The organism is Mycobacterium sp. IS-2888 (genome assembly GCF_001954215.1).
Classification (GTDB): domain Bacteria; phylum Actinomycetota; class Actinomycetes; order Mycobacteriales; family Mycobacteriaceae; genus Mycobacterium.
In genome coordinates, this window is sequence record NZ_MBET01000061.1 from 1 (window position 1) to 19545 (window position 19545).

The 19545-nt window shown below is 67.6% G+C and carries 19 protein-coding genes and 1 pseudogene; 5 read left to right on the plus strand and 15 right to left on the minus strand.

Features of this window, described 5'->3' with window-relative positions; genetic code table 11:
- Positions 1–626 (plus strand): annotated as a pseudogene (locus A5745_RS10460) (hypothetical protein); the annotation flags it as partial.
- On the opposite strand, the gene A5745_RS10465 reads toward A5745_RS10460, so the two are convergent.
- The 5 genes from A5745_RS10465 to glyA all read right to left on the minus strand — a co-directional run bounded on the left by A5745_RS10465 (position 610) and on the right by glyA (position 6866).
- The gene (locus A5745_RS10465) at positions 610–2079 is read right to left on the minus strand and encodes an adenylate/guanylate cyclase domain-containing protein (RefSeq protein ID WP_076115992.1); all 1470 of its coding nucleotides are present in this window, start codon (positions 2077–2079) and stop codon (positions 610–612) included. The pseudogene A5745_RS10460 and the gene A5745_RS10465 sit on opposite strands and share 17 nt — an antisense overlap.
- 82 nt (positions 2080–2161) lie before the next feature.
- Positions 2162–3037 (minus strand): polysaccharide deacetylase family protein, encoded by an 876-nt coding sequence (locus tag A5745_RS10470; protein WP_076115981.1) that lies wholly within the window; start codon positions 3035–3037, stop codon positions 2162–2164.
- 92 nt (positions 3038–3129) lie between these two features.
- Positions 3130–4431: a PhoH family protein gene (locus A5745_RS10475; RefSeq protein ID WP_076115982.1), complete on the minus strand. Its 1302-nt coding sequence runs from the start codon at positions 4429–4431 to the stop codon at positions 3130–3132.
- 252 nt (positions 4432–4683) lie between these two features.
- Positions 4684–5511 carry an acyl-ACP desaturase gene (locus A5745_RS10480; RefSeq protein WP_076115983.1) on the minus strand — a complete coding sequence of 276 codons (828 nt, stop codon included), beginning with the start codon at positions 5509–5511 and terminating at the stop codon, positions 4684–4686.
- 74 nt (positions 5512–5585) lie between these two features.
- Positions 5586–6866 (minus strand): serine hydroxymethyltransferase, encoded by a 1281-nt coding sequence (gene glyA / locus A5745_RS10485; protein ID WP_076115984.1) that lies wholly within the window; start codon positions 6864–6866, stop codon positions 5586–5588.
- 115 nt (positions 6867–6981) lie between these two features.
- Between glyA and coaA the strand changes: the two genes are divergently transcribed.
- Entirely contained in the window at positions 6982–7920 is a 939-nt protein-coding gene (coaA, locus tag A5745_RS10490) for a type I pantothenate kinase (RefSeq protein ID WP_076059260.1), read from the plus strand.
- Positions 7921–7987: 67 nt separating this feature from the next.
- Here the strand turns inward: coaA and A5745_RS10495 are convergent, their stop codons facing one another.
- From A5745_RS10495 to A5745_RS10510, 4 genes are all read right to left on the minus strand, one after another.
- Positions 7988–8401: a hypothetical protein gene (locus A5745_RS10495; RefSeq protein WP_076059259.1), complete on the minus strand. Its 414-nt coding sequence runs from the start codon at positions 8399–8401 to the stop codon at positions 7988–7990.
- Positions 8402–8621: 220 nt separating this feature from the next.
- On the minus strand, positions 8622–9707 hold the full coding sequence (locus tag A5745_RS10500; protein WP_076059257.1) for a methyltransferase: 1086 nt from the start codon (positions 9705–9707) through the stop codon (positions 8622–8624).
- Between the two features lie 156 nt (positions 9708–9863).
- Positions 9864–11243: a hypothetical protein gene (locus tag A5745_RS10505; RefSeq protein WP_076115985.1), complete on the minus strand. Its 1380-nt coding sequence runs from the start codon at positions 11241–11243 to the stop codon at positions 9864–9866.
- Between the two features lie 19 nt (positions 11244–11262).
- Positions 11263–12051, minus strand: a complete 789-nt coding sequence (locus tag A5745_RS10510) for a (2Z,6E)-farnesyl diphosphate synthase (protein ID WP_076059253.1) — start codon at positions 12049–12051, stop codon at positions 11263–11265.
- Positions 12052–12158: 107 nt separating this feature from the next.
- Here A5745_RS10510 and A5745_RS10515 point away from each other — a divergent pair, with 107 nt between their 5' ends.
- Positions 12159–12896, plus strand: coding sequence for a hemolysin III family protein (locus A5745_RS10515; RefSeq protein WP_076115986.1), 738 nt, complete (start codon positions 12159–12161; stop codon positions 12894–12896).
- Here the strand turns inward: A5745_RS10515 and A5745_RS10520 are convergent.
- The 4 genes from A5745_RS10520 to mca are packed head-to-tail and all read right to left on the minus strand — an operon-like array spanning position 12893 to position 16443.
- Positions 12893–13264, minus strand: coding sequence for a nuclear transport factor 2 family protein (locus A5745_RS10520; RefSeq protein WP_076059249.1), 372 nt, complete (start codon positions 13262–13264; stop codon positions 12893–12895). The genes A5745_RS10515 and A5745_RS10520 overlap by 4 nt on opposite strands.
- Before the next feature lie 11 nt (positions 13265–13275).
- The gene (locus A5745_RS10525) at positions 13276–15288 is read right to left on the minus strand and encodes a thioredoxin domain-containing protein (protein WP_076115987.1); all 2013 of its coding nucleotides are present in this window, start codon (positions 15286–15288) and stop codon (positions 13276–13278) included.
- On the minus strand, positions 15275–15574 hold the full coding sequence (locus A5745_RS10530) for a hypothetical protein (RefSeq protein WP_076115988.1): 300 nt from the start codon (positions 15572–15574) through the stop codon (positions 15275–15277). The genes A5745_RS10525 and A5745_RS10530 overlap by 14 nt, the downstream gene beginning before the upstream one ends.
- Complete coding sequence (gene mca, locus A5745_RS10535; RefSeq protein ID WP_076059244.1) at positions 15571–16443, minus strand: mycothiol conjugate amidase Mca; 873 nt, start codon at positions 16441–16443, stop codon at positions 15571–15573. The genes A5745_RS10530 and mca overlap by 4 nt, the downstream gene beginning before the upstream one ends.
- Positions 16444–16556: 113 nt before the next feature.
- Between mca and A5745_RS10540 the strand changes: the two genes are divergently transcribed.
- The gene (locus A5745_RS10540; protein ID WP_076115989.1) at positions 16557–17000 is read left to right on the plus strand and encodes a DUF4307 domain-containing protein; all 444 of its coding nucleotides are present in this window, start codon (positions 16557–16559) and stop codon (positions 16998–17000) included.
- Between the two features lie 202 nt (positions 17001–17202).
- Positions 17203–17697 (plus strand): transcription elongation factor GreA, encoded by a 495-nt coding sequence (gene greA, locus A5745_RS10545; protein ID WP_066915156.1) that lies wholly within the window; start codon positions 17203–17205, stop codon positions 17695–17697.
- 107 nt (positions 17698–17804) lie between these two features.
- Here the strand turns inward: greA and A5745_RS10550 are convergent, their stop codons facing one another.
- Positions 17805–18971 (minus strand): cystathionine gamma-synthase, encoded by a 1167-nt coding sequence (locus A5745_RS10550; RefSeq protein ID WP_076115990.1) that lies wholly within the window; start codon positions 18969–18971, stop codon positions 17805–17807.
- A 30-nt stretch (positions 18972–19001) separates the two neighbouring features.
- Positions 19002–19545: RDD family protein (locus tag A5745_RS10555; RefSeq protein WP_076115993.1), on the minus strand; the 544-nt coding region annotated here is incomplete at its 5' end.

Below are 19545 nucleotides of genomic sequence, written 5' to 3' on the forward strand. Positions count from 1 at the left end.
CGCCCAGCACCGCGAGGACGGCGACGATGATCCAGGGCGCCTTCGACCCAGGCCCCCGCGGCGGTGGGCCCGGCGGGGGCGGTCAAACCGCGACCGATTGTGGCCCCAACGTGTCCGGCGGTGACAAGCCGGCTGGCGGCGCCCCGGTCAGCGCGGGCAAGCTGTCGTTCCCGGCCACCGCGGCACCCGGATGGATGCCGTTCTCGGACGACCAGACCCCGAACCTCATCGGTGCGGTGGGCCTCGCCCAAGAGGTCCCCGGCGCCAGCCAGTGGGTGATGCAGGCCGAGGTCGCGATCACCAACTTCGTCAGCAGCATGGACGTCAGCGCGCAGGCGTCGAAGCTGATGCAGTGCGTGGCCAATGGCCCCGGCTACTCGAATGCGTCGCCCACCCTGGGCCCGACGAAGACGTCGTCGATCACCGTCGACGGGACCAAGGCGGCTCGGGTGGACGCCGACGTCACGATCGCCGACCCCTCCCGCAACGTGAAGGGCGACTCCGTCGTCGTCATCGCGGTCGACACCAAACCCGTCACGATCTTCTTGGGCGCCACGCCCATTGGCGATGCGGCGTCGGCGGCGACCCTCGGCCAGGTGATTTCGGCGCTCAAGGTTTCGAAGTAGTCGCGGCGACGGGCGCGCACACGTGGGTGGCTTCGGAGCGCCCACGCAGCACCGTGGAATAACATTCGGCCCAGTGCGCCCGCTCGTCCTCGCCCGCTCGATCGATGGCTTCCACCGAACACAGGATCCGCCGGTCGGCGGTCTTGGCGAGATCGGCCAGCCGCGCGGCCTCGTTGACGGCGTCACCAATCACCGTGTATTCGTAGCGGTTTTCGGCACCGACATTGCCGGCGAAGACTCGGCCCGCCGAGACGCCGATGCCGAAATCGACGGGCAGCCGGCGCAGCTGCGTGCCAAGCGAACGCGCGGTCGCCAGCGCCGCCGAGGCCGGGTCATCGGTCCGCAATGGCGCCCCAAAAACCGCGAGCGCCGCATCGCCGGCGAATTTGTTGATCAGACCATGATGTTCGTCGACGGCGTCGACGACGATCCGGAAGAAGTCGTTGAGCACGGACGCAACGTCTTGCGGCGGGCGGCTTTCCGCGAGCTGCGTGGAGCCCACCAGGTCGATGAAAAGGACCGCCGCCTCCACCACGTCTCCCGACAGTGATACGCCCTCCTCGATGGCGCGCTGGGCCACGTCGGCGCCGACGTGGCGGCCGAATAGGTCGCGCAACCGGTCCCGCTCGGCAAGGCCGGCCACCATCCGATTGAATCCCGTTTGCAGGCGCCCGATTTGGGAGCGCTCGTAGGCGCCCACATAGGTGTCGATGTTTCCGTGTTCAACCTCGGCCATCGCATCCACGACCTCGCACAGCGGATCGGAAATGGATCGCGACGTAAGGATCATCGTCGGCAGCCCGAGCAGCAACGCCGCCAGCGACACCACCAGAACGGGCACCTCCAGCGCCGCGGACTTCTGGATGAGCCAGCCGTACGAGCGAAGCACGACCAGGGTCGCGATCACGAGGATGGGTAGCGCGCTGCACATAAACCACATCAGAACCAGTCGGGCGAACACACCGGGTACCAACAGACGAGGCTCCGAACCCCGGGTGGCGGCGCCCATGAGAGGCCGCAGGGTGCGCTGGGCGAACAGCATGCCGGTGCCCGCGGCGGCCGGCCCGCCCAACAGCACACCGAGCGCTATCGGCAACAGCAGTGCGGCCCCGCCGTCTCGATTGAGCAGCATCAGAATTGCGCCGGCCGCGGCCCAGGCCACCAACAGGATCGCCGTCTGGCGGCCGGCGAGTTTCATTGTGGCTTCCCGTTGGGCCTGTGTCGGTTCTTTCCCCGCGGCGTACCACTCCAGCGAGGGCGCCAGGCTCACTACACCGGCCACCGCGACGCCGATGATCCCTACCGTCACCAGCACGACCACCGTGGTGGTGTTCTTCTGCGCGAAGTCGACGTCCGACGCGACGGACGTGTGGCCGCGCAGCGGGATCAGGATCGCCGACGCGTCGACGACGGCGATGATGTAGGCCAGGGCGAGGTCGATCGCGTATTGAATCGATAACCTGCGGGCGCTTTTTCGCTGCCCGGTGCTCGCGGAGCCCGCCTTGGTCACCCTCTAACGGTAGCCGCGCGTGGGGCTAAGCACCGTTATTCGGCCCGCCGGAGTTCTGGCCCGGTATGTCGGTGATCGGGAAGTTGGGCATCGGCTTGGGCGAGGGCGTGTTGGGCAGCGTCGGGATCTCGCTGGCCGGGATGTCATGGAGTTGGTTGGCGGGCGGGCCGTTTTCCCGACTGCCGTAGCTGCTGCCGGGTGCCCGCGGGCCCAGCAATTCGCTGACCGTCACCAGCCGATAGCCGTTGGCCTTGAGTACCGGGATGAATTGGTATACCAAGTCGACGGTGCTCGAGTAGGTGTCATGGAACAACACCACCGAGCCCGGCTTGATGTACGTCATCAGCATGGATCGCGTCGCCGCGGTATTCGAATCGTTCGCCCAATCGAAAGGGATGACATCCCAAAGGATTTCGGTCAGCCCGAACTTGGCCGCGGTCTGCCGGACCGCATCGTTGGACAGCCCGCCGGCCGGACGGTAGATGGTCGGTGTGCGCCCGGTGGCGGCGGCGATCGCGTCGTTGGCCCTGGAGAATTGGCCGGCGATGTCGTCGGTGGGGATCGTCGCCATGTTCGGGTGTTCCCAGGTGTGGCTGCCGATCTCCATGCCGGCGTCGGCGATGCGCTTGGCTCCCGCGGGGTTGGCCGCGACCTTGTTGCCGATCAGGAAGAAGGTGGCCTTCGCGTCGTTGTCCTTCAGGATTTGCAGCAGCCGGTCGTCGAACGGACCCGGACCGTCGTCGAACGTCAGCGCGACGCACTTGACCACCGAACAGCCCGGGTTGTCGGCCCGGGTGACATGGCCGGTGAGGCCGCCGATCACCAGGACCGCACCGGCGGCCACGACACCGAAAACGGTGCGCCAGTACCGCCAGGCCTGGCTGTCGGGTCGTTTCGGCACGGTGGAAGCCTACCCGGCATCCAGTGTGCAACCACGGCGTCGAGTGTGCGTATGGGGCGCCATCAGCGCACACGCACAGCGGGCGGCACCGGCTAGCGCGGCCCGGCGATTTCCTCCAGCATCTCCGTGACGAGCGCGGCGATCGGCGATCGCTCGCTGCGTAGCAGGGTGATGTGTGCGAACAACGGATGGCCTTTGAGCTTCTCGATCACGGCCGCTACCCCGTCGTGGCGACCGACCCGCAGGTTGTCGCGTTGGGCGATGTCATGGGTCAGCACCACCCGCGATCCGGCACCCAGCCTGGACAACACGGTGAGCAGGACGTTGCGCTCCAGCGACTGCGCCTCGTCGACGATGACGAACGAGTCGTGCAGCGACCGACCCCGGATGTGGGTCAGCGGCAACACCTCGAGCATGCCGCGCGAGAGCACCTCCTCCAGCACCGCCGGGCTGGCCAAACCCTCCAGGGTGTCGAAGACGGCCTGCGCCCACGGGCCCATCTTTTCGCTCTCGCTGCCGGGCAGGTAGCCCAGCTCCTGGCCGCCGACGGCATACAGCGGGCGGAAAACCACCACCTTGCGGTGGGTCCGGCGTTCCAGCACCGCCTCGAGGCCCGCGCACAGCGCCAGCGCCGACTTCCCGGTTCCGGCTTTGCCGCCCAGCGAGACGATGCCCACCGACTCGTCGAGCAGGAGGTCAAGCGCGACCCGCTGCTCGGCTGAGCGGCCGCGCAGGCCGAACACCTCGCGGTCACCGCGGACCAGTTGGACCCGCTTGGCCGGAGTGACCCGGCCCAGCGCATGGGAGCTGCCGCCGAGCAGACGAATCCCGGTGTGACACGGCAGGTCTCGGGCTTCGGTCAGGTCGATCTCGCCGTCGGCGAACAATGTGTCGATATCCTCGGCCGCGGTCTCGATCTCGTGCATCCCCGACCACCCCGAGACGACGACGTCCTGGGCGTGGTATTCGTCCGCGGCCAGGCCCACCGCGGCGGCCTTGACTCGAAGCGGAATGTCCTTGCTGACCAACGTGACTCGCCGGCCCTCGGCGGCGAGATTGGCGGCGCAGCTCAGAATGCGTGAGTCGTTGCTGTCGGTGCGGAAGCCGGCAGGCAGCACCGCCGGGTCCGTGTGGTTGAGTTCGACGTGCAGCGTACCGCCTTGTGTGCCAATGGGAATCGCTTGATCCAACCGCCCGTGCTCAAGGCGAAGATCATCGAACAGGCGCAGCGCCTGACGGGCGAACCACCCCAGCTCGTGGTGATGGCGTTTGGCCTCCAGCTCGCTGATCACCACCAGCGGAACCACCACCTCGTGCTCGGCGAACCGACTGCACGCCCACGGATCGGACAGCAGGACGGACGTGTCGATCACATAGGTCCGGGTATCGGTCACGAAGCGCTCCTCGAGCGGGAAAGCCCGCGCGGACCCACACAGGCATGTCGGCGGGAAACGCGGCACCAGGACCGGGGCCGGTCCTGCCGTAGTCGTGACGGGAGGTGCCGCCCTGGCAGCAGAGTCTGTCGCTGGCCATCGAAGAATGACGCTACTCCCGTGGCCGCTCCGCTGCCGGGCAGGCGCGCCGAGATCCGCCGCGCGACCGAAAGATCCGAGCCGCGAAAGGTACGCCGGCGGGCGAAGGTTGGGTTAACCGATGACGAACTGCTTCAGGGCGGGCTCGTCGGCCACACCCCACCCGGTGATGCGATCGGAAATCGCCTGCCGCAGCTCGGCGGGACCGAAGATGCCCGCTTCGGCGACGTGCTGCACCTTGTCCCCGTACGCGTCGATGTCGGCGCCGACGACCTCGAGGTCCGCCGCGCGGGCGGCGATCGCGGCAATCGTCTCGTCGCGCGTGTACTCGAGGCAGTGCGCGACGAGCTTGGCGAAGATCTCCTCGTGGCGCACCTCGTCCCGGGCGATCCGGTCGACGAGGCCGGCCAGGACAGGCTCTTCGATCTGCGCGGCCAGGTTGCGGCAGAAGACGGCGTGGGTGCGTTCGGTGAACGCCATGTACACCAGAGTCTCGACCTGTGTGTACATGTCGCCGCGGTAGCCCTTCATCACATGCTGGACGCGGGCCTCCTCGTTGGCGGTGGGGTCGACCTCGCGAGTCACCACCAGGTACTCGCGCAACGCGATGGCGTGCAGGTGCTCCTCGGCGGTCCACCGGCCGAGCCAGCGACCCCACCACTCCTCGAGAATGAAGTGCTCAACGAGCTCGCGGTGATGGGCGGCCAGGTTGTCCTTGAGCAGCAGCAGGATCTCGCAGGCGTCCGTGATGGTCCTGGGCAGCGTCGTCTGGGACGGGTCCCAGTCGCGCCCGCCGAGGAAGGCGAAGTTCTCGCCCTGGTCGAACGGCACGTAGTCGTGGGCGAACCAGATGTCCTCGGTGTTGAGGTGGTGATCCATCAGCTGCTCGACAACCGGCTCCAGCTCCAGGGTCAGCGCATTAGGTACAGGTTTCTGTGCCATAAAGTAACTGTAACCTCCGTACACAGATTTCGTGAAATTGGTGCGGTCGTGTCGCGCCCCGCGTACGGGCGGGGCTAGCGATCGACCAGCGTCCAGTCCTCGAGCCCGTCGTACAGCGGAAAGCCCCGCGCCAGCCGCGTCACCCGCTGCCGCAGAGCGGGCACGTCCGCTGCGGTGCCGGCCGCGAGCGCGGTGGCGATGATGTCGGCGACCTCGGTGAACTCGGCGTCGCCGAAACCGCGAGTGGCCAGGGCCGGGGTGCCCACCCGCAGGCCCGAGGTCACCATCGGCGGCCGCGGGTCGTTGGGGACGGCGTTGCGGTTCACCGTGATGCCGGTCTCGTGGAGGAGATCCTCGGCGGCCTTGCCGTCGAGCGGCGAGTCGCGCAGGTCCACCAGCACCAGGTGGACGTCGGTTCCACCGCTGACCACCGACACACCGGACTTGGCGACATCGGATGCCAGCAGCCGTTCGGCGATGATCCGGGCGCCCGAGAGGGTGCGCTGCTGCCGGTCGGCGAACTCGGGCGTGCCGGCGATCTTGAACGCGACCGCCTTGCCGGCGATGACGTGCATGAGCGGTCCGCCCTGCTGGCCGGGGAACACCGCCGAGTTGATGGCCTTGGCGTACTCCTGCTTGCCCAGGATCATCCCGGATCGGGCGCCGCCGAGGGTCTTGTGCACGGTCGTGGACACCACGTCGGCATGGGGCACCGGGGTCGGGTGCAGGCCCACGGCCACCAACCCGGCGAAGTGGGCCATGTCCACCCACAGCTTGGCGCCGACCTCGTCGGCGATCGACCGGAACGCCGCGAAGTCCTGGATCCGCGGGTAGGCCGACCAGCCCGCGATGATCACCTTGGGCCGAAACTCGAGCGCCTTGGCCCGCACCGCGTCCATGTCGAGCAGATGCGTCGTCGGATCGACGGTGTAAAAACCGACGTCGTAAAGCTTGCCGGAGAAGTTGAGCTTCATGCCGTGCGTCAGGTGGCCGCCGTTGGCGAGGTCCAGACCCAGCAGCCGCTCCCCGGGCTCCATGAACGCATGCAGGATTGCGGCGTTGGCCTGGGCGCCGGAATGCGGCTGCACATTGGCGAACTCGGCGCCGAAGAGCGCCTTGGCGCGGTCGCGGGCGATGTTCTCGACGACGTCGACGTGTTCACAGCCGCCGTAGTAGCGCCGGCCGGGTAGGCCTTCGGCGTATTTGTTGGTCAGCACGCTGCCCTGCGCCTGCAGCACCGAGCGTGGAGCGAAGTTCTCCGAAGCGATCATCTCCAGCGTGTCGCGTTGCCGGTGGAGTTCCTTGTCGAGCAACTCGGCGATTTCGGGGTCAACCTCGGCCAGGGGGGCCGACATCAGGGATGCGGTAGTGCGGGCGTCGGGTGCGGCAGTCACGGCCGCCAGTCTATCGAGCCGCGTTTTTGGCCAGCCCAGCCGTGGGGCGCGCGTCGGCCCCTGCGACACTGGCACTATGCCGCGGCTGAGCGAGCCGAGCCCCTACGTGGAGTTCGACCGAAAGCAGTGGCGCGCGCTCCGCATGTCGACGCCGCTGGCTCTCACCGAAGAGGAACTGATCGGCCTGCGCGGCCTCGGCGAGCAGCTCGACCTGCTCGAGGTCGAAGAGGTCTATCTGCCGCTATCCCGGCTCATTCACCTTCAGGTCGCCGCGCGGCAGCGGCTGTTTGCCGCCACCGCGGAATTCCTCGGCGAGCCCCAACAAAACCCGGACCGGCCGGTGCCGTTCATCATCGGAGTGGCCGGCAGCGTGGCGGTGGGCAAGTCGACGACGGCCCGCGTACTGCAGGCGCTGCTGGCGCGCTGGGACCACCACCCCCGGGTCGACCTGGTCACCACCGATGGATTTCTATACCCCAATGCCGAACTGGATCGGCGAAACCTCATGCACCGCAAGGGTTTTCCGGAGAGCTACAACCGCCGGGCGTTGCTGCGGTTCGTGACCTCGGTGAAATCCGGTTCCGACTACGCGTGCGCGCCGGTGTACTCGCATCTGAAGTACGACATCATCCCCGGGGCCAAACACGTGGTCCGCCATCCCGACATCCTGATCCTCGAGGGGCTCAACGTATTGCAGACGGGTCCGACGCTGATGGTGTCGGACCTGTTCGACTTCTCGCTGTACGTGGACGCCCGGATCGAAGACATCGAGCAGTGGTACGTGTCGCGGTTCTTGTCGCTGCGCGGCACGGCGTTCGCCGACCCGGAATCACACTTCCACCACTACTCGGCCCTCAACGACACCAAGGCCGTCGCGGCGGCCCGCGAGATCTGGCGCTCGATCAACCGGCCGAATCTCGTCGAGAACATTCTGCCCACCCGCCCCCGCGCCACCCTGGTGCTGCGCAAGGACGCCGATCACTCCATCAACCGACTGCGCCTGCGCAAGCTCTGACGACCCGCAAAGGCCGGAGCGGGGCGGCGCTCCTGGCGGAGGCGCCCCGCACCGGCGGGAGGGGAGGCTAAGCCGCGAGGCGCCGCACTCCCAGGTATTGCAGGGCGGCGAAACCCGCCGTGTAGACACCGGTGGCCAGCGTCGCGGCGACCCCGAATGCGGTCATCGGCACAACGCCGGCGGCCACGATCGCGGCCAGGGTGTAAACGATGTTGGCGACGACCACGCCGATCCCTACCCGACGCAAGTCCTGCACCGCCGCCAGGCCGAACACCCCCAGGCCATAGAGCACGAAAAACGCGCCCAGGGCGTATTCCTGAAGCGACGTCAGGCCCGTCAGCGACGAGAGCGGGTCGGCGACGACGGCGACCGCGAGACCGCACAATCCCGTCAACGTGGCATCGGCACGCATGGCGAAACGCAGCAGCGAGTCGGTCGAATCGTAGAGGGGCCTGGTTGGAATACCAGATACAGCGGTCATGATTACTCCTCGCGATGGCGGTAGTCGAACAGGTTTGAGCGTGCCGCCCACGCACTGCCATATCGACTCGTGGCACTGCCAATTACTGCCACGGGTTGTACGACCAGGTAGTTCATCGGACTATTCCCATCGGCGCCACCAAATTAGACACGTGTCTCAAATCGTGGGGTTGGTGGCGTGATCAGCTGCTTGCTCTATTCCCGCGTGGCGCCGACGTGTCCTAAATCGTGCGGCCCTCGACGACGCAGTACGGCGACGCCGTTTCGACCACGCGCGTCAGTTCGAAGCCGGTACGGCTCAGCAGGTCTCGGTATTCGGCGGCGGTCCGCTCGCGCGCGTCCGTCCCGACCAACATTTCCAGGTCCACCCATTTGCCGGGATAGTCGCGGCGGTGACCGGGGATGACGAATTCGACAAGCAGCAAGTACTTGCCCGGCCCAGCCGCGGTGCGCACGTTGCGAAGAATGCGTGCCGCCTCGTCATCGGACCAGTCGTGGATCACGGTCTTGAGCAGGTAGGCGTCGCCACCTTCGGGAACGGCGTCGAAGAACGATCCCTCGACAATCCGCACTCGATCCTCGACACGGTTTTCGCGAAATACGGCCGGTGCGCCCGCAACCACATGCGGGAGGTCGAATAACACCCCATGCGCCTGGGGTGCCGCGTCGAGAATCGCGGCCAGCAGTCGACCATGCCCGCCACCGACGTCGACGATTGTGGAGTGGCGGCCGAAGTCGTAGGCGGCGATCACCGGCGCGATCGCGAGTTGCGACGTGCCCGTCATGGCATCGTTGAAGATTTCGGACAGTTCGGGCTCGTCGGCCAGAAAGTCGAAGACGGGCTTGCCGCGCAAACCGGGGACGACCGTCCGGCCCGTCCGGATGGCCTCGGTCAGATGGCTCCAGTGCTCGCGGTGCTGAGGCGAACCCACCCATCGGGCCATTCCGGCCATCGACACTTCGGCGTCGCGACGAAGCGTGGCGCCGAGCGGGGTGAGGTCGTAGCGGCCGTCGCGGAGTTGACGGAAAATACCGCGCCCGATCAGCGCCCGCAGCAGCCGGGCGATGGCGCCGGGATCGGCGTCGACCGCGGCCGCCAGTTCATCAACGGTCAGTGGGCCTTTCGCGAGCGCGTCGGCGATGCCCAGGTCCGCCGCCGCGGTGATCGCCTGGGCTGACCACGCGTCCATGATCATCTCGATCATCGCGACCGAAGGCGGGACCAGGCGCCGGTACAGCTGAGCGAGGTGATGGCGAGCGCGTTCGATCCCACGCACAACCTTGGCCGGCGGAACATTCGATGCCATGACTGCCTCCCTAGTTTCGGTCCTCTGTCCGCGTATTCGAGGCTGACCGCCGTGAAGATGGGTCTACTGAGCCGCGAGCGTAACGCCACGGCGAAATTTGGGGCGATTTTTCGCCGTACCGTTACGCTCGGCGAGCTCTACGGCGCTGATCGACGCCTACTCGCTGGCGACGGGGACGCGCCCGCGCAGGTCGGCCGCGATGAGCCGGGCCGCGGCGTTTTGCCAGTTGTGCAGCGAGCGCTGCGGGACCTCGGTCACCAGCCACTGCCAGGCCTGCCGGGCGGTCGGATCCAGGCCCGCGGCCGTGGCGTTCTGTGCGTATGCACGCACCCCGACGACGTAGGGGAAGTACAGCGAGTTGTAGTAGCGCCACTCCTCGGTGGTGCCGAAATCCCCCGCGTCGCGTGGTTTGAGCCGCGCGATGCCGTCGGCGAGGACGGCCTTCAGTTCGTTGGCCCGCTCCACCGGGTGGTCGGGTGCGCCGCGCGCGGCCAGTCGCTCGTCGATGATGGGCAGCGCCGTCAGCGGGCTCGCGACCAACTTGGTCAGGTCGGCGTAGTGGCCCAGCGCCCGGCGGGTGAGCCTCGCGAAGGTGTCGTCGTCGACGCCCCGAAGGTTCCTGAGCGGATCGGCCGAGCGCAGCGGCAGGGCCGCCCCGGTGTGCCGCAGCGCGGCCCGATCAGCGCGCAGCGTGGGCGATTTCGAGAACGCCAGCCGGTCCAGCACCCCGGCCAGCGGGTCGGCCAGGACCTGCACCGTGATCGCGATCGCCAGGGTGGTGAACAGCAGCACGGTTAGCACTGTCTGCGCGGCGGTCTCACGCCCGATGATGGCCAAGCCGATCAGCGCCTGCCCGCCGAACAGCACGGCCACCGCCGAACAGCCCACAAACGAGCGCAGCATGTCCGCGCGCAGCGCCTGGCCCTCGTCGAACGCATCCCACAGTGCCACCGCCACGCCCAGCGTCAGCACATCGAAACCCGTGGACGCCAGCGCCAGCCAGCTGGGCACCAGGCCCAGCGGGATGATCAGGATGGCGTTGGCCAGCGCGAAGAACAGGGTCGCGACGACGACGATGCCGGCCACCGGCACCGGCTGCTGCGGACGCCGCACGGCGGCGACCATCGCGCCCAGGGTGGATATCGAGATCACCGCCATCATCAGCACATGCCCGGGCCGCAGCGGCCCGTCGACGCTGCCGGCCATCGCCGCGCCGAACAGCGTGAGCGCGCCGACGCCGCCGACGAGCAACAGCTCCCAGGTGCGCGCCCGCCAGCCCTCCGACGGCCGGGACAGCTCGAGCAGGACCGCGAACCACGCCACGCTGGGGACGGCGGCCAGGTAGATCTCGATCTGGCTGAGCAATCCGCTGCGCGCAACGCCGACGGTGCGCACCGCGTCCAGCGCCACCACGAGCGCGAACCCGCACAGCCCGATCGCCGCCAACGCGAGCACCGGCTTACGCGGATCGCGGGCCAGCAGATACAACCCCAGCCACCCGCTCAGCGTGAACACCACCGCCGACAGCGCAGCCATGCTTCTAGTTTGTCACGGGTTATTTCCCGTGGCGGCGATGGCGCTGGCTGTAATCACGCAGCGCGCGCAGGAAATCCACACGGCGGAACGCGGGCCAGTGTGCTTCGCAGAACCACATCTCCGAGTACGCGCTTTGCCACAACAGAAAGCCGGACAACCGCTGCTCCCCCGACGTGCGGATGACCAGGTCGGGATCGGGTTGCCCAGAGGTGTAAAGGTTTTCGGAAATCGCGTCGACGGTCACCGCGTCGACGAGCTCCTCCGCGCTGGCCCCGTTGGCAAGTTCCTTGCTCAACAGCGCCCGCACCGCGTCGACGATCTCCCGGCGCCCGCCGTAGCCGACGGCGACGTTCACGTGGAAGGGCGCCACCGCCGGCGTGGACTCCACCGCGCCCCGCAGCCGCCGGGCGGGCTCGTCGCCGAGCAGCTCCAAATCCCCCACCGTGCGCACGCTCCACCGGTTGGCGGGCGCACAGATCTCCTCGACGACGTCGGTGATGATCTCGATGAGCGCGGCCAGCTCGTCGGGGTCGCGCTGCAGGTTTTCGGTGGACAGCAGGTAGACGGTGGTCATTTCGATACCGGCGGCCTGGCACCAGCGCAGCATCTCGGCGATCTTCGCGGCGCCCATGCGGTAGCCGTAGCTGACGTCGTCGTAGCCGGCATCGCGCGCCCATCGCCGGTTTCCGTCGCACAGCACCGCGATGTGACGGGGCAACTCTGACTTCGACGCGGCCAGACCCTGCCGCAGCCGCAGCTCGTAAATGCGGTACAGGGGCTCTTTGAGCCGCGGCGGGATGACCTCCACGAAGATTCACCCTACTGTGAGCTGCGCCAATTTCCCGCCCGCATTTCCGGCAATCTCACTGCACGTCTGACCTGCGTCGGCGCCGACGGCCGCTAATGTTTAGCGGTATGAGCGGCCAGATGACCACGGTCACGCACCCGGAGCCCGAATCGCAGGGTCCCGCGGCCAATGCCGCGCAGCATCTCGTCGACGGCGTCGCCCGGGTTATGACCAAGCCACGCTTCCGCGGCTGGATCCACGTTTACTCCGCCGCGACCGCCGTCGCCGCGGGTGCCTCGCTGATCGCCGTGTCGTGGGCGGTCGGATCGACCAAGGCCGGCCTCGCGACATTCATCTATACCGCGGCCACCATCGTGATGTTCACCGTGAGCGCGACCTACCACCGCGTCAACTGGCGATCCGAGACCGCGCGGAAATGGATGAAGCGGGCCGATCATTCGATGATCTTCGTGTTCATCGCCGGCAGCTACACCCCGTTCGCGCTGCTGGCCATGCCGCCCGCCGCGGGGCGAGCCGTGTTGTCCATCGTGTGGGGCGGCGCAGTGGCCGGGATCCTGCTGAAGATGTGCTGGCCGTCGGCGCCGCGCTGGGTTGGAGTGCCGCTATATCTGCTGCTGGGCTGGGTCGCGGTCTGGTACACCGGCACGATCCTGCACAACGCCGGGGTGGCCGCGATGGTGCTGCTGTTCGTCGGCGGCGCCCTGTACAGCATCGGCGGCATTCTGTACGCGCTGCGCTGGCCCGACCCGTGGCCGAACACGTTCGGATACCACGAGTTCTTTCACGCCTGCACCGCGGTAGCGGCGATCTGCCACTACATCGCGATGTGGTTCGTCGTCTTTTAGAGCTGGGTGACGTTGTCCGCCGACCAGTAGGCCTTCATCGCCGCGACCTTGCCCTGGTCGTCGAACACCATGACATCGATCGGCTCGATCAGCATCCGGTGCTCGCCCGCGGCCACGGTCAGCCGGAACTGAAAGGCCGCCTCTTTGCCCGCGACGCGCAGCGAGACCAGTTCGCACTCCCGCTGCAGATCGTTGACCGCTGAGTAGAAGCCGTGGATCGCCTGGCGACCGATGTGGACCTCGCCGCCGACCGGGTCCTCCACGGTGGCGTCGTCGGCGTACAGCTCGACCACGTCGTCGGCACTGCCCTTGGCCATCAGTTCGATGTAGCGGTTGACCGTTTCGGTGATGTGTTCGGCGCTCGGCATAAAACGTCACGCTACCGTGGCGCGGCCAACGCCTTTGCGAGGTCTTCGACAGAGGTGACCGGCAGGTCGCAGACGCGTCCCCGGCACACGTAGGCGGCGTCGGCGCCGCCCAGCCGGTCCCGCCCGGCGAGCAGCACCGACGAGTCCTTTTCGCCGCCAACGACGATCGCCCCACCGGGCGCCAGCCGGCGCGCGTCGGCGAGCAGCGGCGAGCTCGACGGATCGCAGGCGACCGCGATCTGCAGCGGCCCACGAACCGCGGCTTCGGCGACGGCCAGCCAATGTCCGGCCGAGCGCGGCGCGCGTGCCAGCAGCACGGAGTGCGCGCTGAGCGCATCGGACGCGGCTTGCAGATACCGCTGCGCCCGGTCGCCGTCGACCAGGTGGGCCGCGGTCAGCAGCGCATCGGTGACGGTCGAGGCCCCCGAGGGCGTCGCGCCGTCCAGCGGGTCGGCGGGCCGCAGCATCAGTTGCTCGGCGTCGTCGGCCGTGTCGAACCACCGGCCGGGCCGCTGCGGGTCGGCGAAGTGCGCGAGCGCGATGTCGAGTAGCTCGGTCGCCCTGGTCAGCCACACGTCGTCGGCGGTCAGCTGATACAACGTGAGCAGTCCGGTGGCCAGCATCGCGTGGTCTTCCAGGATGGCGGCGCTGTCGCCGACAACCCCGCCGAGGCTGGCGCGCCGCAGCCGGCCGTCGACGACGTGTAAGTCCAGCAGTGCCGTCGCGCAATCCCGTGCGGCGCTTGCGAATTCGGGCTCGTCCAGGGCCACACCGGCCTCGGCCAGCGCGGTGATCGCCAGCCCGTTCCACGACGTGACGACCTTGTCGTCGCGCCCGGGCTGGGGCCGGGTGCGCCGGGGGGCCAGCAGCGCGGCCCGGACGCGGTCCAGCCGCTGCGGATCGTCGGGATCAGCGGGCAACTGCAGCACCGATGCCCCATGTTCGAATGTTCCGGATTGGGTGACCGCGAAAACCTCTGCGGCCCAACGCCCGTCGTCGGCGCCGAGCACCTCGGTCAGCTGCCCCGGCGTCCACACATAGGTCAAACCCTCGCGCCCGTCGGCGTCGGCGTCCAGCGACGAGGTGAACATGGCGCCGTCGGCGAGCTCGTCGAGCAGAAACCGCGCTGTCTGCGCGGCGACGCGGCGCGCAAGCGGATCCCCGGTCCGCCGGGCCCAGTGCGCGTAGCAGCGCAGCAGCAGCGCGTTGTCATAGAGCATCTTCTCGAAATGCGGCACCACCCAAGCGCTGTCGACGCTGTACCGGGCGAAGCCGCCGCCCAGCTGGTCATAGATGCCGCCGCGGGCCATTGCGTTGCCCGTGTGCGTCACCGCCTGCAGCGCCGCCGACGAGCCGGTGCGCTCGTAGTGGCGCAGCAGCGCCTCGAGGATCGCCGACGGTGGGAACTTCGGGGCGCCCCCGAATCCGCCGTGCGCGGTGTCCTGTTCACCCAGCACCGTCGCGACGGCCTGGTCGCACAGCGCGGGCGCCACGTCCGGGCCGCCCCCCGGCAGCCCGGACGACATTTTGCGCAACTCGCCGGCGATGTGTTCGGACGCTTCGTCGACTTCACCGCGGCGGGTTCGCCACGTTTCGGATACGGCCGAAAGGAGTTGCAGGAAGCTCTCTTTCGGGTAGTACGTGCCGCAGAAGAAGGGGTGGCCGTCCGGTGTCAAGAAACACGTCATCGGCCAACCGCCCTGCCCGGTGAGCGCGACGGTGGCGTTCATGTAGACCGCGTCGATGTCCGGCCGTTCCTCGCGATCCACTTTGATACAGACGAACCCCGCGTTCATCGCCGCGGCCACCTCGTCGTCCTCGAACGACTCGTGCGCCATGACGTGGCACCAATGGCATGCGGCGTAGCCGATGGACAGCAGGATCGGCACATCGCGCGCGGCGGCTTCCGCCAGCGCCTGCGGCGTCCACTGCTGCCAGTGCACCGGGTTGTCGGCGTGCTGACGCAAATACGGGCTAGTGGCCAGCCCGAGTGTGTTGGTCCCGGCGCCCTCAGCCGGGCTCATCGCCGGAACCTGGCGGTGCCGATCCGTCGGGCCGCCCGGGGCGTCGCTCCGGCGCCTCGTCGACCGTGTCGGTGCCCTCGTCGGCGGCCTGATCGGGCTCGGGGTGCTCGGGATCGAACGTCTTCGGCACTTTCTTCAGCTGCCGGTTCATCGACCGCAGCAGCAACAACGTGGCGATCAGCAGCAGCACGACGACCAGCAACCCCAGCGGGCTGGCCTTGCCGAAATCCGGGCCGTTGTTGCGGGGCGATCCGTCAGCGATCACCGTGAGCAGAAGGGTCCTCACGAGTGGTTCTCGATCCCGGCGAACAGGTCGTCCTCGGGCAGCCGGACGGGCACCCGGGAGCGGGCCAACTCGAATTCCTCGGTCGGCCACAGCCGCTGCTGCCAAGAGATCGGAACCGCGAAGAAATCGTGGTTCGGATCGATCTGGGTGGCGTGCGCCCGCAGCGCATCGTCACGCTGACTGAAGTACTCCGAACACTCCACGCGGGTTGTCACCCGGGACTCGAACGGGTCGTGCGCGGGATCCCAGTGCTCGAGCCACTCCTTGAACGGCCCTTCCTGGCCGTGCTTGACGCATTCGTCATGGAACAACTGCATCCGCGCCCGCAGGAAACCGTGGTTGTAGTACAGCTTGGACACCTGCCAAGGCTCACCCGCGTCGGGGAAACGCGCATAGTCGCCGGCCGCCTCGAAGGCGGCGACCGAAACGTTGTGGCAGGCAATGTGATCCGGATGCGGGTAGCCGCCGTTCTCGTCGTATGTGGTCATTACATGCGGCCGGAACTCGCGGATGACGCGCACCAGCGCCTCGGTGGACACCTCCAACGGGACCAGCGCGAAGCAGTCCTCGGGCAGCGGTGGCGGCGGGTCGCCCTTGGGCAGGCCGGAGTCGACGAAGCCGAGCCAGGTGTGTTCCACACCGAGAATCTCGGCGGCCTTGGCCATCTCGTCGCGGCGGATTTCGGCCATGTGCCCGTGCACGTCGGGCAGGTCCATCGCCGGATTGAGGATGTCGCCTCGTTCGCCGCCGGTCAGCGTCACCACCAGCACCCGATGGCCTTCGTCGGCGTATCGGGCAAGCGTCGCCGCACCCTTGCTCGACTCGTCGTCGGGGTGGGCGTGCACAGCCATCAACCGCAGTTCGCTCACATGCCCCCTTGTCGGTCTGCTGAACGCCGTTGTCGACCCTATAATTCCAGGTGCCGATCGCTGCATCCCGTCGGCCGAGGTCCGGCAGTCGCTCAGCCCAGGCATACCCACCCATGACCGAAACCCCCATCGCTCGTCCGGAGGCCCGCTACGGGCGTTCGCGGCTGTCTGGGCTCTCGCGTCGCCGGATGGTCATCGCGGCGGCCCTGCTGGCCGTGGCGGTCGGCCTGGTGGTCGCCGTCGTCGGCTACCTACGGCTTGGCACCAGCGACGTCACCGGTTCGCTGGGCGGCTATTCGGTGATCGATGACGAGACGGCGTCGGTGACAATCAGCGTGACGCGATCTGACCCGTCGCGACCGGTGGACTGCATTGTTCGGGTTCGCGCCAAGGACGGCAGCGAGTCCGGCAGGCGCGAGGTGCTGGTCCCGCCGTCTACCGAGACCACGGTGCAGGTGACGACCACGGTGAAGTCCTCCCAACCCCCGGCGATGGCGGACATTTACGGCTGCGGCACCGACGTGCCGGGCTATTTGCGCCCGCCCGACAAACGATAAAGAACTGCGAATATGTCGTCATCAGTTGTTTCCGCAGTGGTAACATGGGTGAATGCACGGTTCCTGCTGGGACCGTGTATTGCTGCTTAAAGGCCGTGAGCAGAACGGCGACGTAGCACGGGGGTGGGACCCCAATACCCCGACAACGGGGATCAGAAGCTTACGCGGATACGCGGAACGGAAAGACGAGGAGCGCGACGAGATGACCGACACTCAGGTCACCTGGCTGACCCAGGAATCACATGACCGGCTCAAGGCCGAGCTCGATCAGTTGATCGCGAATCGCCCCGTCATCGCCGCGGAAATCAACGACCGCCGCGAGGAGGGTGACCTCCGGGAGAACGGCGGCTACCACGCCGCCCGCGAAGAGCAGGGTCAGCAAGAGGCACGCATTCGCCAGTTGCAGGACCTGCTCAACAACGCCAAGGTCGGGGAGGCGCCCAAGCAGTCCGGTGTGGCGCTGCCCGGCTCGGTGGTCAAGGTCTACTACAACGGCGACAAGTCCGACAGCGAGACCTTCCTGATCGCCACCCGCCAGGAGGGCGTCAACGAGGGCAAGCTCGAGGTGTATTCGCCGAACTCACCGCTGGGTGGCGCCCTGATCGACGCGAAGGTGGGCGAAACCCGTAGCTACACCGTGCCCAACGGCAACACCGTGGAGGTCACGCTGGTCAGCGCGGAGCCCTACCACTCCTAGGCCGCTCGCCCGCCGGGTCCCCCTTTCGCCCGCCGCGTCGAGCGTGAATCGTGCGACGGGTCGGCGGCGTGTCGCGTCGCGAGATTCACACTCGGCGTCGTTAGTCGTTAGCCCAGCGCCTGTTCGAGGTCGGCAAGCAGGTCTGCGACGTCCTCGATACCCACCGAAAGCCGCACCAGGTCGTCGGGCACTTCCAACTGCGAGCCGGCCGTCGATGCGTGGGTCATCGCGCTGGGGTGCTCGATCAGCGACTCCACCCCGCCCAGCGATTCGGCCAGGATGAATACCTTGGTGCCGGCGCACAGCTGCTCGGCGGCGGCCCGGCCCGCTCGCATGCGCACGGACACCATGCCACCGAAGCCGCTCATCTGCTTCGCGGCGATCTCGTACCCGGGGTGACTGGGTAGACCCGGATACAGCACCGTGCCCACCGAGGGATGCCCGGCGAGGAATTCCGCTACGGCCAAAGCGTTTTCGCTGTGCCGCTGCATCCGCAGCACCAGCGTCTTCAACCCGCGCATCGTCAAATAGGCGTCGAACGGGCCCGGCACCGCCCCGGTCCCGTTCTGCAGAAAACCGAAGGCGTCGTCCAGCTCTTCATCGTTGGTGACCAACGCGCCGCCCACCACGTCGGAGTGACCGCCGATGTATTTCGTGGTCGAGTGCAGCACCACATCGGCGCCCAGCGTCAGCGGCTGCTGCAGCGCGGGTGACGCAAACGTGTTGTCCACCAACACCTTTACCGAGTGCCGTTGACCGATTTCGGCGAGGGCCCCGATGTCGGCGATGGAGAGCAGCGGGTTGGTCGGTGTTTCCACCCAGACCAGCCGGGTGTGCGGCGTGATCGCGTCGCGCACGGCGTCCAGGTCGGACAGGGCCACCGGCGTGTACGCGACGCCCCATCGCGTGAAGACCTTGTCGATCAGCCGGAAGGTGCCGCCGTAGGCGTCATTCGGGATGACGACGTGATCGCCGGGCCGCAGCATCGCCCGCAGGGCACAGTCGGTGGCGGCCATCCCGGAACTGAATGCCCGTGCGAACGTGCCCTCTTCGACGGCCGCCAGCGAGGCTTCGAGCGCGGATCTGGTCGGGTTGCCGGTGCGGGCGTATTCGAATCCGCCACGCAGGCCCCCGACACCGTCTTGGGCGAACGTGCTGCTGGCATAGATCGGAGCGTTCACCGCCCCGGTCGCGGGATCGGGCCGGTAGCCGGCGTGGATGGCTTTGGTGGCTAGGCCGGTGATTTCGTGGTGTCGCTTACCGTCTCCGCTCATCGACGATCAGCCTAGCCAGCCCGGCCATTGCTAGCCCTGTTCGATCGGCAGGACGACCGTCGTCATGATCTTGTCGGCCAGAGTCTGTCGCTTGGCGTCCCACAGCGGGAACAGGAAACCGATGTAGCAGATGATCGCGTCGACGAAGTGTGCAAGCTGGCGAACGATGGACAGCCCGAAACCGAGGGGCTGGCCGGTGATTTCGCTGACCACCTTGACCTTCATCACCGATTTACCGAGGCTCGACCCGGTGGTGCCCTGGCGGTAGCCGTAGTTCCACAACAGGTAGGCGAGGCCGGCCAGATGCGCCAACCACTGCACGAGTTGACCGATCATCGAGGGCTGGCTGGCGCAGTACTGGTTGACGTCGTACTGCGTGATATCGGTGACGCACGACGTCTGCTGCGTGGCGATCATGATCACGGTGCCGATGCCGACCACCACCGCGTACGGGATGACATCGATGATGAAGGCCAGCACCCTGGTGAGCCACGGCGTGTAGGCCTCCGTCGGCAGCGTCCGGATGACGGGCCCCGGTGGGGGCGGCGCAACAGCGCCGGAAGGCGGCGGGGGC

Coding starts and splice junctions, on each gene's coding strand:
- A5745_RS10480 (WP_076115983.1), bottom strand. CDS start 5,511: ATGGCACAGAAACCTGTACCTAATGCGCTGACCCTGGAGCTGGAGCCG.
- glyA (WP_076115984.1), bottom strand. CDS start 6,866: ATGTCGGCCCCCCTGGCCGAGGTTGACCCCGAAATCGCCGAGTTGCTC.
- coaA (WP_076059260.1), top strand. CDS start 6,982: ATGCCGCGGCTGAGCGAGCCGAGCCCCTACGTGGAGTTCGACCGAAAG.
- A5745_RS10495 (WP_076059259.1), bottom strand. CDS start 8,401: ATGACCGCTGTATCTGGTATTCCAACCAGGCCCCTCTACGATTCGACC.
- A5745_RS10500 (WP_076059257.1), bottom strand. CDS start 9,707: ATGGCATCGAATGTTCCGCCGGCCAAGGTTGTGCGTGGGATCGAACGC.
- A5745_RS10505 (WP_076115985.1), bottom strand. CDS start 11,243: ATGGCTGCGCTGTCGGCGGTGGTGTTCACGCTGAGCGGGTGGCTGGGG.
- A5745_RS10515 (WP_076115986.1), top strand. CDS start 12,159: ATGAGCGGCCAGATGACCACGGTCACGCACCCGGAGCCCGAATCGCAG.
- A5745_RS10520 (WP_076059249.1), bottom strand. CDS start 13,264: ATGCCGAGCGCCGAACACATCACCGAAACGGTCAACCGCTACATCGAA.
- A5745_RS10525 (WP_076115987.1), bottom strand. CDS start 15,288: ATGAGCCCGGCTGAGGGCGCCGGGACCAACACACTCGGGCTGGCCACT.
- A5745_RS10540 (WP_076115989.1), top strand. CDS start 16,557: ATGACCGAAACCCCCATCGCTCGTCCGGAGGCCCGCTACGGGCGTTCG.
- greA (WP_066915156.1), top strand. CDS start 17,203: ATGACCGACACTCAGGTCACCTGGCTGACCCAGGAATCACATGACCGG.
- A5745_RS10550 (WP_076115990.1), bottom strand. CDS start 18,971: ATGAGCGGAGACGGTAAGCGACACCACGAAATCACCGGCCTAGCCACC.